General features: G+C 66.0%; 15 protein-coding genes, 1 tRNA gene and 1 pseudogene. 4 read left to right on the top strand and 13 right to left on the bottom strand.

The genetic code is table 11. The annotated features are described in order from the left end of the window. Nucleotides 1-3: 3 nt before the first annotated feature. Nucleotides 4-78 (bottom strand) — tRNA-Leu (locus ACH4OW_RS23990). Between the two features lie 558 nt (nt 79-636). Further along, nucleotides 637-2,373, bottom strand: a complete 1,737-nt coding sequence (locus tag ACH4OW_RS23995; RefSeq protein WP_398029976.1) for a recombinase family protein — start codon at nt 2,371-2,373, stop codon at nt 637-639. Nucleotides 2,374-2,461: 88 nt separating this feature from the next. Between ACH4OW_RS23995 and ACH4OW_RS24000 the strand changes: the two are divergent. Then, nucleotides 2,462-2,722, top strand: a pseudogene (locus ACH4OW_RS24000) (endonuclease/exonuclease/phosphatase family protein); the annotation flags it as partial. Nucleotides 2,723-2,791: 69 nt separating this feature from the next. Further along, on the top strand, nt 2,792-3,706 hold the full coding sequence (gene dapA, locus ACH4OW_RS24005) for a 4-hydroxy-tetrahydrodipicolinate synthase (RefSeq protein WP_398029977.1): 915 nt from the start codon (nt 2,792-2,794) through the stop codon (nt 3,704-3,706). Here the strand turns inward: dapA and ACH4OW_RS24010 are convergent. The 4 genes from ACH4OW_RS24010 to ACH4OW_RS24025 form a co-directional block, all read right to left on the bottom strand. Further along, nucleotides 3,663-4,481 carry an EI24 domain-containing protein gene (locus ACH4OW_RS24010; protein WP_398029978.1) on the bottom strand — a complete coding sequence of 273 codons (819 nt, stop codon included), beginning with the start codon at nt 4,479-4,481 and terminating at the stop codon, nt 3,663-3,665. The genes dapA and ACH4OW_RS24010 overlap by 44 nt on opposite strands. A 56-nt stretch (nt 4,482-4,537) precedes the next feature. Continuing rightward, nucleotides 4,538-5,131, bottom strand: a complete 594-nt coding sequence (locus ACH4OW_RS24015; protein ID WP_360126506.1) for a hypothetical protein — start codon at nt 5,129-5,131, stop codon at nt 4,538-4,540. Continuing rightward, on the bottom strand, nt 5,128-5,301 hold the full coding sequence (locus ACH4OW_RS24020) for a hypothetical protein (RefSeq protein ID WP_360126509.1): 174 nt from the start codon (nt 5,299-5,301) through the stop codon (nt 5,128-5,130). Before ACH4OW_RS24020 ends, ACH4OW_RS24015 begins: the two co-directional genes overlap by 4 nt. Before the next feature lie 622 nt (nt 5,302-5,923). Beyond that, the gene (locus tag ACH4OW_RS24025) at nt 5,924-7,243 is read right to left on the bottom strand and encodes a DUF6602 domain-containing protein (protein WP_398029979.1); all 1,320 of its coding nucleotides are present in this window, start codon (nt 7,241-7,243) and stop codon (nt 5,924-5,926) included. Between the two features lie 1,474 nt (nt 7,244-8,717). On the opposite strand from ACH4OW_RS24025, the gene ACH4OW_RS24030 reads away from it, so the two are divergent. Then, a complete protein-coding gene (locus ACH4OW_RS24030; RefSeq protein ID WP_398030078.1) occupies nt 8,718-9,482 on the top strand; it encodes a GNAT family N-acetyltransferase in 765 nt (254 codons plus the stop codon). A 151-nt stretch (nt 9,483-9,633) separates the two neighbouring features. Here the strand turns inward: ACH4OW_RS24030 and ACH4OW_RS24035 are convergent, their stop codons facing one another. The 7 genes from ACH4OW_RS24035 to ACH4OW_RS24065 all read right to left on the bottom strand — a co-directional run bounded on the left by ACH4OW_RS24035 (nt 9,634) and on the right by ACH4OW_RS24065 (nt 13,979). Beyond that, nucleotides 9,634-10,404: a transposase gene (locus ACH4OW_RS24035; RefSeq protein WP_398029980.1), complete on the bottom strand. Its 771-nt coding sequence runs from the start codon at nt 10,402-10,404 to the stop codon at nt 9,634-9,636. 206 nt (nt 10,405-10,610) lie between these two features. Next, nucleotides 10,611-11,600, bottom strand: a complete 990-nt coding sequence (gene dapD / locus ACH4OW_RS24040; protein ID WP_360126512.1) for a 2,3,4,5-tetrahydropyridine-2,6-dicarboxylate N-succinyltransferase — start codon at nt 11,598-11,600, stop codon at nt 10,611-10,613. Between the two features lie 71 nt (nt 11,601-11,671). Further along, nucleotides 11,672-12,211: a TetR family transcriptional regulator gene (locus ACH4OW_RS24045; protein ID WP_360126515.1), complete on the bottom strand. Its 540-nt coding sequence runs from the start codon at nt 12,209-12,211 to the stop codon at nt 11,672-11,674. Next, nucleotides 12,211-12,531, bottom strand: a complete 321-nt coding sequence (locus ACH4OW_RS24050; protein ID WP_360126518.1) for a multidrug efflux SMR transporter — start codon at nt 12,529-12,531, stop codon at nt 12,211-12,213. The genes ACH4OW_RS24045 and ACH4OW_RS24050 overlap by 1 nt, the downstream gene beginning before the upstream one ends. Before the next feature lie 66 nt (nt 12,532-12,597). Continuing rightward, nucleotides 12,598-12,963, bottom strand: a complete 366-nt coding sequence (locus ACH4OW_RS24055; RefSeq protein WP_360126521.1) for a VOC family protein — start codon at nt 12,961-12,963, stop codon at nt 12,598-12,600. Then, nucleotides 12,932-13,168 carry a DUF397 domain-containing protein gene (locus ACH4OW_RS24060; RefSeq protein ID WP_398029981.1) on the bottom strand — a complete coding sequence of 79 codons (237 nt, stop codon included), beginning with the start codon at nt 13,166-13,168 and terminating at the stop codon, nt 12,932-12,934. Before ACH4OW_RS24060 ends, ACH4OW_RS24055 begins: the two co-directional genes overlap by 32 nt. Next, entirely contained in the window at nt 13,152-13,979 is an 828-nt protein-coding gene (locus ACH4OW_RS24065) for a Scr1 family TA system antitoxin-like transcriptional regulator (RefSeq protein ID WP_398029982.1), read from the bottom strand. Before ACH4OW_RS24065 ends, ACH4OW_RS24060 begins: the two co-directional genes overlap by 17 nt. A 118-nt stretch (nt 13,980-14,097) precedes the next feature. Between ACH4OW_RS24065 and ACH4OW_RS24070 the strand changes: the two genes are divergently transcribed. Beyond that, the gene (locus ACH4OW_RS24070; protein WP_360126530.1) at nt 14,098-14,322 is read left to right on the top strand and encodes a hypothetical protein; all 225 of its coding nucleotides are present in this window, start codon (nt 14,098-14,100) and stop codon (nt 14,320-14,322) included. Nucleotides 14,323-14,333: the final 11 nt, after the last annotated feature.

Here is a 14,333-nt window from a genome sequence, read left to right on the forward strand (position 1 = left end):
ACGTGCCCGCCCCCGGACTCGAACCGGGAACACCGCGGGTCTAAACCGCGTGCCTCTTGCCAATTGGGCTAGGCGGGCTCACCCCCGCGCAACCTGCGTAGAGCCGGTCCGGCGGGGTGGGGACTGCACGCGCTTACGACCCCTTTCGGCGCACCCCGGAGGGTGGGTTACTCGTGGGCGGTGCAGTCCCCGCAGCGTCGCCACACGACCCCAGCGGCCACCCCCGAGTAACGCGGGGGTGCGTGGTGCACGGGCAACGCCGTTTCCGAGAGAGCGGGCACTCAGACCGCCTGAGTCCCCCATGGGGTGGGTGCGCGGTAATCCCGCTCTCTGTGGGAGTAGTAGGGACCAGCGAATTCCTGCCCACCGTGGTGGACGAGGTGACGCGGAACCTCTCCCGGGATGAGTAGGGACCAGTAGATTCCCGCGCCCTACCCGCTCGCGCGGTGGGTCGTCCGGACTCGCTGTGTCCCTGGTTCGCGAGTAGTAGGGACCGACGGATTCCCGCACTCCAAGTGATGCGGTGCCGGACAAGACACCGTTCTCTCTTCTCTCTTATTTTTTCTACGTGTTCCTAAAAAGTGGTGTAAACCGTCACTCCATCACCTCTCGTCGCTGTCGGTCTGGCTGAGCCTGCTATGCGGCTTGCACCAGCTCGGGGGCGGGCTCAGCAAGCCGAGCCTTGCTGCCCGGTGCTGGGGGTGCATCGTTGCGGGCCTCAGCTTCGGCATCCGCAGCGGCAACGGCAACGGCTTCCGCGGCGGGGTCGAGTTCTCCGGTCATGGTGAAGTCCACGCGTCGCGTGTCCAGCTTCCGCCATCCGCCACGGGTACCGCGCCGTACGTCGAGCCGGACCCCTGCCTCAATGAGCATGGCGCGGCGGCCCGCGGTGTCCTTCTCCGCCCACTCGTCGGCGAACGTCTTGCCCGTCGGCGTGACGATGCGCTGGGGCTCGCGCTTCTCGCGGGTCTCCAGATCGGCAATGCGCGCGTCTAGTGCGTCTGCGCGTTCCTGCCATGCCCGAGCGGCGTGCTTGGACTTCTGCCGACCCTTCTGCTCTTGGTGTTCCTCGAACTCCGTGAGGGTGGCGCGTAGCTCGGGCTCGGGGTCGTATCCGGGGATCTCGACTACATGTGTCGTCTGGATGGAGCCGGCCCGCCGAAGGAACTCGGTTTCAACGTATTCGTCGGTCCAATCGCCCCTGATGTTCGCGGGCTTCTCGCACCTGTCACCCCGCGCATGTGCGTTGCACTTGTAGATGGGACGTTGCCCCTTCTTGCTGCTGGTCATCTTGTCTAGGTACATGCGTCCGCCGCAGTTTTCGCAGTGGATGACGCGCAACAGAAAGGCGTCGGTGTCCGACCGTTCCCGGTTTTCCACACCCCGCTCATCCAACAGAGCCCCAATTTGGTCGAACTCGGCGCGCTCCATCACAGGCTGTTCGGTAGTCATGACGGGGTTACCCTCTGCATCCCGAACCGGCTTACCCTTGTGCATCTTCCAGCCAATAAGTGTGGGATTCTTGAGCATTCGAGCAATGACAGAACCAGTCCAGTTGAACACATCCTTAACAAGTCCCTTTTCTCCGCCAGTCTTACCGCCCTTCTTGCGGCCGTTCTTCACAGCCCAGTGATCGCGCGGAGTCGGCACCTTGTCCTCATTGAGGCCAATCGCCACAACAGCGGCAGTCTTCCCTTCCAAGAGTTCCCGGACAACACGCTCAATGACCTTGACTGCGTCCGGGTCAGGGACCAACGTCCAGCCGATTCCGCCGTGCTCCTTGGGCATGGGGGCGGGCATGTAACCGTAGGGCGGGCGACCACCGCCACGCCACCGAAGCGGCATCTTGCGCATTGCCGCCATGGCGCCGGTAACCCGGTCACTGATGCTCTGTGACTCCACCTGAGCGGCGAAAGCGAGCATCATCATCATGAGTTCACTTATGGGGTTTTGGGGCTGGCGAAAGTCGAAGACGAGTTCACCCCCGCCAATTCCCTCAGCAAAGATGAGCATCTTCCGGTGTTGCTTCGCCCATTTCGCCAGATCGTGCATGTCGGCCATGGACCGAATAGCGCGGTCGAAACGCCACCAGACAAGTACGTCGAACTCGTCCGGCCGGGCGAGCCATCCGCCGAGTTCGGGGCGGTCGAATGGGGAAACCTTGCTCGCGGACACGTCTAGGTCTACGGCTTCCCGTAGTGCGTCGCCCTCGCCGAAGTCGATGTTGTGTGCTGCGGCGGCTTTGTCGTCCGCTTCGCGCTGCCGCTCGGGGCTGGTGGTCTCGTCAGTGAGTACGGACAGCCGGACGCACCGCACGCCCCGAAGAGTCTCGGTGAAGACCGTGCCGGCGAGGGGGTTGGGTGTGCTGGTCATGCCCTCCGTGGGGACCAGCGAATTCCCGTTACCAGGCTTGACCAGCGTGGATGCCACCACGGCAACACTCCAGAACGTCTAGTTCCGTGTGTTGGGAGACCTCAACGACTACCAGTTCTCCCCCGCGCTCAAGGCCCTGACCGCCGGCGGCGTCCTCACCGACCTCGTCGACCGGCTGCCGCGCGGCGAGCGGTACGGCTACGTCTACCAGGGCAACTCACAGGTGCTCGACCACATGCTCACCAGCCGCCACCTGCGCCGCGTGGACTACGACATCGTCCACATCAACGCGGAGTACGCCGACCAGTCGAGCGACCACGACCCGCAGGTGCTGCGCCTAAAGCCGTAGTGCCCCTTAAATATCGCCTCAGCACATCTAAGTAGACCTGAACAGTGCGGTGGGGACAGACTCCGCTCCATGACCACCACGGACACGGACAGCGCGACCCCACCGCCTTTCGGCCGCACGGCCGCCGCCATGATCACCCCGTTCACCGCCGACGGCGCCCTGGACCTCGACGGCGCGCAGCGCCTCGCCGTCCACCTCGTCGGCGAGGGCTGTGACGGCCTCGTCCTCAGCGGCACCACCGGCGAGTCGCCGACGACCACCGACGCCGAGAAGGAAGCCCTGGTCCGGGCCGTCGCCGAGGCGGTCGGCGACCGGGCGCTGATCACCGCCGGGGTCGGCACCAGCGACACCCGGCACAGCGTGGCCCTGGCCCGCGCCGCCGAACGCGCCGGCGCCCACGGCCTGCTCGTCGCCGCGCCCGCCTACTCCTGCCCCGGCCAGGGAGCCGTCGCCCACCACCTGCGTACGGTCGCCGACGCCACCGGCCTGCCGGTCATGCTCTACGACATCCCCGGGCGCACCGGCACCGGCACCGCGCTGGCCGCCGACACCCTCCTGCGCCTCGCGGAACACCCACGTATACGCGGCGTCAAGGACTGTGCATACGACCTCATGAAGACCGCGAAGGTGCTGGCCACGACCGGGCTCGCGTACTACGCGGGCTGCGACGAGCAGGCCCTCCCGCTGCGGGCCGCCGGCGCCGTCGGGTGCGTCAGCACGGTGGCCAACGCGGCGCCGCGCGAGGTACGGGCCGTCCTCGACGCGTACGACGCGGGCGACCCGGCCGGGGCCACGCGCCGCTACCTCCGCCTGGTACCGCTCATCGCGGCGATGATGGGAACGGAACACCCCGGCGCGGTCACCGCCAAGGCGCTCCTCACCATGCTCGGCCTGCCCGCCGGACCGGTCCGCGCACCGCTCCTGGCAGCAGGCCCCGAGGTCACCAGCGCGCTGGCGGCGGCCCTGAAGACTGCACAGCAGTAACTCCGTCCCTCTCGGCCCCTTCCTCGGCCGCTTCCTCGCCATCCGCCGTGAGGTCGCGGACGAGCAGCGTCGCGCCGGCCACCGCCCCCGGCATCAGGAACACCGCCACGAACGGCACGAGGAACAGCAGCACCAGCGGGGTACCGAAACCGACGGCGAGCCCCTTGCGGCCGCGCAGCATCCGCAGCCGCTCCCGCACGGGGATGCCGCGCCGCTGCATCGCCACCGACGTCAGCTCCACCGTCAGGAAGAAGCCCGAGACGCAGAAGCCGATCGCGGGCACCACGGTCTGTCCGACCACCGGGATGAACCCCAGCGCGAAGAAGAGCAGCCCAAAACCGGCCGCCCGCACCAGCACATGCACACTGTCCCTCAGCGAGACCCACAACTCCCGCCACAGCGGCAGTCCCGGACCCGGCGGGCAGCCGCCCTCGCTCTCCTCCACCTTCTCCGACAGCGACTCGTAGAAGGGGTCGCCGATCAGCAGCGTGACAGCGGTGAAGGTCAGTACGGACAGCAGCAGCCCGCCCGCGAAGAGCAGCGCGACGAACAGCCCGCGCAGCACCCCCTGCCAGGGCGATCCCCAGGTGTCCGCGAACGGCGTCGTCCAGGCCGCGAGGTCACCCGCGAAGAAGGCCAGCGCGACCAGCGCCCCCGCGTACAGCACGAGGGCGATGAGCGCGGGAATCATCCCGAACCCCCACCACCGGCCGTGCCGGGCAACCCATCGCTGCCCCTTCCCCAGATACCCCGTTCCCGCCACAAGATCGCGCATGCGGTCAGCGTAGCGGGCTCATGACATGCACCCGTCTCCGTACCGTACGGATACCGTTACGGGCCGCCGTCCGGTTCGCCGCCGTCCGGTTCGCCGCCCGCCACGATCCGCAGCGGCCCGCCCCCGCGCCGTACGAACTCCGCGAAGCCGACCGCCGTCCAGGAAGCGAACGCCGTCCGCCCGCGCAGCGCAGCGCACTGCGCGCAGACGGCGGTCAGCACCCGCCAGCCCGTACGCCCCCACCCCGCGTCCGCGAACGCGCACGGCTCCATGCCGCACGCGCACGCGCCGACCCGCGCCACCCGCACCCGCTGCCGCGCGTACCGCATCCCGCGCTCGAAGCGGATGTACGACCCGAGGACGGTCACCTCCAGCAACACCGCCCGGTGGTACTCGCTCGCACACGCCAGGGCCAGGGCCTGGTCGAACGTGTGCAGGCAGTAGAAGCCGCAGTCACAGCGCAGCGCCGGGCAGCGGTGGCGCCTCCCGTACACACAGCGGGCCTCATCCACGAATCCGTACGGCAGCGCGCCGCCGAGAGAGATCCCGGCGAACCCGACCCGGCTGCCGTCGTGGGAGATGACCGGATGCGCGAGCTTGTACCCCAGGGGCGGCGTCGCGGGACGCTCCTCGGGCAGCCGCAGTTTCATCGCCCGGTCAGCACGCGTTCCCGTCGCGTCTCATCGGCGCCCGACGCCTCCGCGCTTCCACCGGAAACCGGCACCCCGGCCTCCTCCGTCACCACCAGAGACCCTGCCGCCCTCTCCTCGACCTCCACGTCCTCCGCGATACCGACAGCGAGCGGTTTACCCAGCCTCATGACGCCTCCCGGTCCGGTCGGTCCGTTGGACACCGTCCCGCCATGGTGCCCAGGAACGGCCCTTTTGGCACCGTCCGATACCGGCCAGGACACGACGGCGGCCCGGCGGGGAGATCCCACCGGGCCGCCGTGCGTGCCGGGTGCGCCGCCCGTTGCGGGAGCGGCGCCGAGGCTCAGTTGTGGCTGTTCTGATGGCGCAGCAGGTCAAACACTCTCCCGCGCACTGCGCGGGCGCGGGCCGCCTCAGCGACCCGGCCTGCCTCCTGTCTGCGCCCCGACTGGCCGGGCCCGGCGGCCCGCTACGTGCATGCGGGCGAGGTCAGGAAACACCCTCTATGGCTGGGGCGGTCGGCTCCACGGCTGCAGGCAGCCACTCTAGGGCGAGCCTCTGAGATCATGGCCCAACGTTGTGCTTCAACGGGTAGTCCACAAACTGCCCGACTCGTCATCAGCTTAACGGCCATGATCGCTCGCCCCAAAGCAGCTCTAGCCCAAAGCCGCTCCTCCGACCTAGTGTATTTGCGCCGTGCCGCGCCACAAAGAAGCATGATTGCCCACGTCGGCCCGATTTATCGATTTCAGCTCGCCTGCCTGCAGGGCGGGGCCGGATTTTCGATATCATTCATACTAGCCCCTCACCCGAAACGCCATTGCGCTGTGCTGCAATCCGACGAGAGATCCAACGATCCAACCGCCCAGTGCTATTTTCTGCGGCAACATACTCCCCCGTTGGCAAAATCACCAACTGACATTTCTTCGTAATGAGCTTCAAACTTTTCCCAGCAGAGGCAACAAGACGGGTTTCCAGCAGACGGGCGCGCACGTCGTTAAATTCAACGCCATGGGACTCTAGCCATGAGATCATTTTGGGGTCATCACAACGAACCTCTTCCCCTTGGCAGAGGCGAGAGAGTAGAACGAACTCTACTTTTCCGAGGAACTCCGGGCTCCACTGCTCCACCACCGGAATCGCACTCAGCGCTTCATCGCCAGCTTCATGCGCTCGAACTTCCCAGCCTTTCCTTCCGTCGACACATGCAGCACGGAAGCTCAACAGAGCCCTCCCTACCTCAATATCAAGATCTTCCCCCCAAGCCGCGTGGCCAAATCCGTACATTTCATCTAGTCGCGTCCAAATGAACTCCAGTAGCAGCCTTAGTGGATTCTCGGGTGTCGAAAAATAGAAAGGCCACCACCCATCAAGCAGCGCCGCCATGAATGGTCGCCCATTGGCTTTCACGAGAGAGTAGCCACCAGAAATGATCAGTTGAGGGAAATACGTCGGGCCGAACCCATTGTCTCCGATATTTCGCTCAAGATAGTCGACCATTGCCGATCTAAACGCGCGCTCACTCTTGAATCCATGCATCCCAAGAATCACTCGAATCGCAGACACTTGCTCCAAGAGAAGCGCACCAAACAACGCCTCCTCTTCATATGGGAGCGCAACGGGGCCTTCCGCATTCCAAGCAACCCGACCCGTCATCTCGGCAAACGTCCTAGCTGACGGAGCCATGCTGCGATCAGGGTCGTCCAGCTCCTCGTCATCACCTTGATAATAAGAGTGCTCGATCACACTTACGCTCTTAAGCTGAGCGAACGCGTCACGAAGCTCGGCCGAGTGGAGATTTTTCTTGACTTCGACCACGGCAATAATGTCTTTGACATGCCATACATACGATTCAGCGTATGGCAGTTTTTCCCCCTCACCCCGAACCACCATGCAGTCCAGTTGACCGGATAGGCGCCCTTGACCATCGCGAGCAAATCCGGATACCACCCGCAGCCCCAAGCCATCAGGAAGAGCGCGATTCAGTAGGTCGGAAGACAACCCCTCATACATATCCCCAATGGTTGGGGCGTGCTTGACAGGAGCATTGTCGAGTTTCGGCAACTCGTCTCGGAGAATGCCTGAAATAAGCTCCGCAACCGTGCGAATCACTTGACCTCACTCACAATTTGACCTGCTTATCGCCAGCGGCGTGGTCTTGAGGAGTCATGATCACCGACTCTATTTCAGCTCCGAACAGGACCGCTCCCCCGACTTCTAACTTAGCCGCTTCACTTTGAAGTGATCAGCGACAGGGCATTTCCTCTCGCCCACTGCACGATCGCGACGGCCAAGTGAACCGCAGCTTGGGCCTCATCCAAGGTTGGTTTTCGATTTACCCCATTAGCATGTCGATCAGGATTTGGCCAGAGCGCATCAAGCATCGACACTAGGGGCTCAACGCTATGGTCCAATTTTGCGCCGGGGAGAATTAGCCTCCATCGGCTTCTTTGGCTGCGAAGGGAACCTACGACGTGGCCAAGTTGAGATTTTTCTTGCTTCGGAACCACCACTGGAATTAGCACAGCCTCGACAGCCTTGATGGCGTGGTCCCAAGCATCCGAAGCATCTGGCTCGCGAGAGAACGCACGACCCCATGCCTGCTTCAGCTCGTCACTGGCCTGGTCGGCGGGCGCCACTGCTGACTCGTAACTAGCTTGGGCGGTCCCGTCGATCCGACGTTGCAGGCTCCTGCAGTCCGCTGAAAGCATCCACGCAGATCCACCTACCGCAAGCGCGTCTTCCAAGCTAGAAGCCGTGGAGTCCCCACTCCCTGTGCTCAACAAGTAATCGACGAGATCAAGGAATTGATCCTCGTTCTGCGCAGCTTGAAGAATAAGGCTCTGCATCATTTATGTGTCGTAAGTATTTGGAATGGGAATGCGAATCGCCATCGCGGCACGCTGAATCAGAGGCGTATTCATGCCATGCCTGGATCGGTAGCCGAGAACACCTTGAATCCAGTATTCCAAGGAAGGTGCCAGGTGAGCAGGAACACCCTCTTCGATCTGGGGTGGCGCACTCAGCCCTCTACGTACAGACAACGGAACCCAGTTGGACATGGCGGGATCGTACAGCCGGACCAACGCGCCTTGTACTCGTTTTGAGTCACTGGGCTAGGACGAGAACTCTTCAGTTCGGCAAGCCACGGTTAGCTAGTGCCACCAGTGTCCGTCACACCTCAGTCTCAGTTCCCAGACTGGCGGGATGTCTAAGAGTTGTCCCGAAACCGTGCCCGGCATGTCAGAGCTGATCCGACGGGCAGCAGGGAACTGGCTGGGTGGCTGGAAAGAACGGGATGTCGCTGTCTGCCGTCCCTGCTCCCGGAACGGGTTGTGTGGTCACGGTGGCGTCCTGGGCGAGGGCTGCGTCCGAGGCGTGAGCCACGAGGCTCGCGCACTGACCGCGCGACCCGTCACACCGTGCCTTCGCTGCCAGAATCCCCTGATCCAGCGGACAGCTCCTGGACGGCCCGTTCACAGGTACGGAAAAAGGACCTGCGAGCACCCCAGACGGCATGCTGGGATGGGTCATCATGAGCCCCATGCACATCCCGTCCGTCAATGAATTGGACCTTCCGCTCGCGATGGAGCAGAATCTCGCCGAGCACGCCTGCCACCTGCACCGAACCCTAAAGGGCGCGTCCGTCACTGAGACCGGGGACCTGCTGATCGCCGACAGCGGTCTCGACGATGACACCTTCAACATCGTCGCGACGGCCCGCTTCACCCCGGGCACCGCCCCGGCGCGCGCCGCGGAGACGGCCCGGACCCTGGCCGCCACCGGCCGCCCCTTCTCCTGGTGGGTGGGTCCCGCCTCCACGCCGGACAATCTCGCCGAGCATCTTCAGTCCGCCGGCCTGGAGGCGTCGGAATCGGAGGCGGGCATGTGGAAGGACCTGCGCGACTCCCTCCCCGACGCGCACGTCGACGGCCTGGAGATCCGCCCGGCCACCACCCCGGAACAGCTCGCCGACTACGCCACGATCCTCGCCGCGAACTGGAACCCGCCCGCCGCCACGGTGCGCCAGTTCTTCGCCGACACCGCCGACTGGGCGCTCGCCGACGACTGCTCCGCCCGCTACCTGGTCGGCTACGTCGACGGCCGTCCCGTCTGCTCGGCCGAGGTCTTCCTGCACGCAGGCGTCGCCGGCATCTACAACATCGCCACACTCGCCGCCGACCGCCGCCGAGGTTACGGCGGCGCCATCACCGCGGCCACCCTGCACACCGCCCGGGACGCGGGCTACGAGACCGCGGTGCTGCAGGCATCCGCCGACGGAGAACCCGTCTACCGCCGCCTCGGTTTCACCGCCTGCGGCCACTTCACCGAGTACGCCCTCACCCCCTGACCTGTCACCACGACCGCTCCGCTCCTCACCAACGCCTGGTAGTCCATCGGCAACGCTTCACGCCCGGGGCATCGCCCCGATGGGCCTCCAGCTTCGACCTCATGTCTGACCAGCGAAAACCACACATGGGGATCGGAGAGAGAACGCCCTCTCAGCCCACAAGGGCCAGGTTGTGCAGGCGCGCGATGCCGAGCATCGCGTGGTGCACGCCGTCGCCCTTGAGGCGGCAGTCGCGCAGGATCTTCCACCCCTTCATGCGGGCGAAGGCGTGCTCGACACGGGCCCTGACCTGTTTGTGGGAGCGATTGTGCTCTTGCTTCCAGCCCGGCAGTTCGGCTTGGCCTTTCGCGCGGCGGTGGGGAATCACCAGGCCGGTACCCGGATAGCCGCCGTCTGCGATGGTCATCGTGGCACCGACGGCGCCCTTCGCTCCGGATTCTGCCCACGCTCGGCAGTCGTTGCGGTTGCCGGGCAGCGGTCGGCCGACCACCACGACGAGGCGGGTGTCGGCATCGATGACGACCTGGTGGTTGGTCGAGTAACGGTAGTTCTTCGACTGCTCGGCCACTGTGTAGTCGCGTGTGGGCACGAGCGTGCCGTCCACGATGAGCACAGTGGCCTGGCGGAACCGCCTACGCGGCTGGAAGGCGAGCTTGGGGCCGAGGTGGTCGATGATCCGGTCGGCCGCCGATTTGGAGACGCCGAAGAGCGGACCGAGCTGGCGCAGCGTCAAATTCGTGCGCCAGTACCCGGCAACCAGCAACACTCGATCCTCCAGAGGAAGGCTCCACGGCCGCCCACGCTGCGAGTCGCCCGCGGTCCCGCGGCGCACGTGGGTGACCAACTTGCCGAAGCAGCGTGGGCTCAGCCCGGTGAACGGGACTATCCAGGACGGCTCCGACGCCGTGATCACACCAGCCACATCAAGAGCATCCCACTGTGATCAGCAGTAACGGGACAGCCCTTAGTCCTGGCCAGCCGACCTCATGAACTAGAAGCGCCCTCCCGGGGCCGTCCTGGGGCCATGGAAGGGCGCTCGTTGGTGACCAGCGCTGAAAACTGGCGACGAGTGCCGCGCAGTTCAGGGCGTTGATCCAGTAGACGGCCGCAGGTCGCGGCCGCCGTTGATCAGTTGTGGCTGTGCAGCACGTCGTTCAGGCCGCCCCAGTTGGCCTTGTTGGGGCGGGCCTCGACGGTGCCGGTGGTGGAGTTGCGGCGGAAGAGGATGTTGTCGGCGCCGGAGAGTTCGGCGGCCTTGACGACCTGGCCGTCGGGCATGGTGACGCGGGTGCCCGCGGTCACGTACAGGCCGGCCTCGACCACGCACTCGTCGCCCAGCGCGATGCCGATGCCCGACTCCGCGCCGAGCAGGCAGCGCTCGCCGATCGAGATGATCTGCTTGCCGCCGCCGGACAGCGTGCCCATGGTGGAGGCGCCGCCGCCGATGTCCGAACCGTCGCCGATGACGACGCCCGCGGAGATGCGGCCCTCGACCATCGAGGTGCCGAGCGTGCCCGCGTTGAAGTTGACGAAGCCCTCGTGCATGACGGTGGTGCCGGCGGCGAGGTGCGCGCCGAGCCGCACCCGGTCGGCGTCGGCGATCCGTACGCCCGCCGGGGTGACGTAGTCCGTCATCCGGGGGAACTTGTCGACGCTGGTGACCTGGAGGTGCAGGCCCTCGGCGCGCGCGTTCAGGCGCGCGGTCTCCACCTGGTCGACGGGCACCGGGCCCAGCGAGGTCCAGGCGACGTTGGCCAGCAGGCCGAACATGCCCTCCAGGCTCTGGCCGTGCGGCTTGACCAGCCGGTGGCTGAGCAGGTGCAGGCGCAGGTACACGTCGTGCGCGTCCAGCGGCTTGTCGTCCAGCGACGAGATGACCGTACGGACGGCCACGACCTCGACGCCACGGCGCGCGTCGGTGCCGACCGCCTTCGGCGCGGCCTCGCCGAGCAGCTCGACGGCGCGCTCGTCGCTCAGCCGCTCGGTCCCGGCGGGACCGGGGTCGGCCACCAGCTCCGGCGCGGGAAACCAGGTGTCGAGGACGGTGCCGTCGGTGGTGACGGTGGCGAGGCCGGCGGCGACGGCGCCGGTCGTACGGGGAGAAGCAGCTTCGGTCATGTCGAAAACCTAACCGGAGGGGGGCCACGGAGGCGAACCGGTCCGGAGGCCGGGACGACCAGGCAACCGCCTCACCCCAGCACCCGCGCCACCGCGTCCCGCACCTCCGCCCGGTCGAACTCCCGCCCGGTCAGCAAATGTTGCAACGTCAGCCCGTCGATCAGCCCGACCAGCGCCCGCGCGGTCCCCGTATCGCCGGTCCGCCGCGCCAGCAGCCCGACCATCGCGTCCAGACACTCGGCCGCGAGCGGCCGCACCGCCGTATGCCGCAGCGCGGCGAGGTACAGCTCGTACTCCAGCTCCGCCCGCGCCCGGTCGCCGGTCAGCGACTCCTCGACCAGCCGCGTCAGCTCGTCCGCGAGGGGGACGGCGGCGTCCACCCCTCGCTCCCACTCCTCGATCCCGGCCAGCCACGCCCCGTTGACCTGCCGCAACGCCGCCACCAGCAGATCGTCCAACGAGGCGAAGTGGTACGTCGTGGACCCCAGCGGTACGTCCGCCTCGGCCGCCACCGCCCGGTGGCTGAGCCCGGCGATGCCCCGCTCGCCCACCACGCGGATCGCCGCGTCGATGATCCGCTGCGGCCGTTCCGGGTCGTAACGGCGCGGCATCAGTGCGCCCCGCCCAGATTCAGCACGACGACCCCCGCGATCACGAGCACCACCCCGATGATCCGCGCGGCGGTCGCCGCCTCCCCCAGGAACACCATCCCGATCGCCGCGACAACGGCCGTCCCGGCCCCCGACCAGATCGCGTACGCCGTACCGACGTCCATCGTCTTCAAGGTCTTCGCGAGCAGCACGAACGCGACGACATACCCCAGCACGGTCCCCAGCGAGGGCCACAGCTTGCTGAAACCGTCGCTGTACTTCATCGCGGTCGTCGCGAGGATCTCGGAGGCAATAGCTCCGGCAAGCGTCAGGTACACCATACGTACGAGCGTACACAACGTTGCGTACGCCCGTACGTAACGCTGCGCTCGGCGATCACCCCGACCTCAATCCAGCAACGACTTCTTCGGTCGCAGCACGCAGAACTCGTTCCCCTCGGGGTCCGCCAGCACCACCCACGACACGTCGTCCCCCTGACCCACATCCGCCCGACGCGCCCCGAGCCCGATGATCCGCTCGACCTCGGCGGCCTGATCGTCGGGCGAGAGCTCGATGTGCAGCCGGTTCTTCCCCGCCTTGGCCTCCGGTACGGCGAGGAAGCCGATGCCCGGCAGCGCGTGCTCGTCGACCGCGATGATCACCTCCTCCTCGTCCTCGTACACGATGCGCCAGTCCAGCACCTGGGCCCAGAAGGAGGCGAGCCCCTTCAAGTCGTGCGCATCAATGGACAGTTGATACAGAGAAACGGCCATGCCCACCAGTGTGCCGGACAGCCCCGACGAACGACGCGAAGGCCGCGTCGGAGAAGACGAGCGCCGGGCCGTCCGGGATCTTCGAGTCCCGCACCAGGACTATCCCTGTCGCGCCATCCGCCACTTCAAGGCAGTTGCCCCCAGCGCCTCCGCTGTAGCTGGACTTGCGCCACCCCGCTGAGGAGCCGTCACCGTGGCCGTTCATGTTCGTAGTCCTCCGCAACTGCCCTGAGCAGGCCCAGCGACTCCTCGTGCGACCGCGCGTCGCCCAAGGCCCGATAGTAGGCCGCCTGACTGTCCAGAACTACTGTCGGTTCGTCGTGCAGCGTGCCGGAGTGCAGACCCTCCACGTAGGCGATGGGGGGCGCGTCGTCGAACCACATGAGCGTCACGCTGCTCTCCAACAGCGAGTGAGCACCAGCCGAGAACGGAAGAACGTGGAGACGAATGCGCTCTCGCTCCGCCAATTCGACAATGTGCCGCAACTGCGCGGCCATGACTTCGGGACCGCCGACTGGCCGCCGCACCACTGCCTCATCGAGAAGCACCCACAGCACGGGGGACACCTGGTCAGCCAGAATGCTGGCCCGTTCCAGGCGCGTGACAAGAAAGCCGTCACATTCCTCGGCGCTCTTCGGAGGGTAGTACGCCCGGAACACCGCCCGCGCGTACGCCTCCGTCTGCAACAAGCCCGGCACCAACGTAGCCCCGTACTCACGGATCACCGTGGCCTGTTGCTCGAACTCTGCCACCTGCTCGAAATACTCAGCCAGAGACCGGGCGTCCAACGTGGGCAAGAACCGCCCAAATACGCCCCCGGTGTTTAGCACCCGATCGAGGCGCCGCGCATCGTCCGGAGCCGGTTTCCGCCTGCCCGCCTCGATATGGGCGATGTGGGTGCGCGACATCACGGCGAGTTCACTGAGCTGTTCCTGAGTGAGGCCCGCTGCCTCGCGGCGCTCTCTCAGCTCTTGCCCATAAGCCGTACGGGATTTCGAGATGCGCTTACCGGCCATACGGGCAACTCCTCTGTGTGACCCGCTTTTTGTCACTCCTTGCCTACTGGCGAGCGTACTCGCGCGACTCCACTCTGTAAGCGGAAAATCCACCCCACCCCCTACGGAGGTACAGCGCGTGAGCAGCCGCTTCGAGAACATGTCTCCCGCCGAAACCGCCCGCGAAATCATGTGCGATCTCGGCGAGGCCGCGCGGGCCGTCGGCGTTCAGTTCCCCAGCCTGCGGCTGGACCCGCATCCGGTTGCCGGGCTCGGTTCGCCTATGCATCTCATCGACACCGGCCGTATCAACCTCACTACCGCCATGCAGATGACCGAGGTGTTCCGCGCGGCGCGCAAGTAGACAAGAAAAAC

It is taken from the genome of Streptomyces sp. NPDC017056 (assembly GCF_044332485.1).
Lineage (GTDB): Bacteria > Actinomycetota > Actinomycetes > Streptomycetales > Streptomycetaceae > Streptomyces.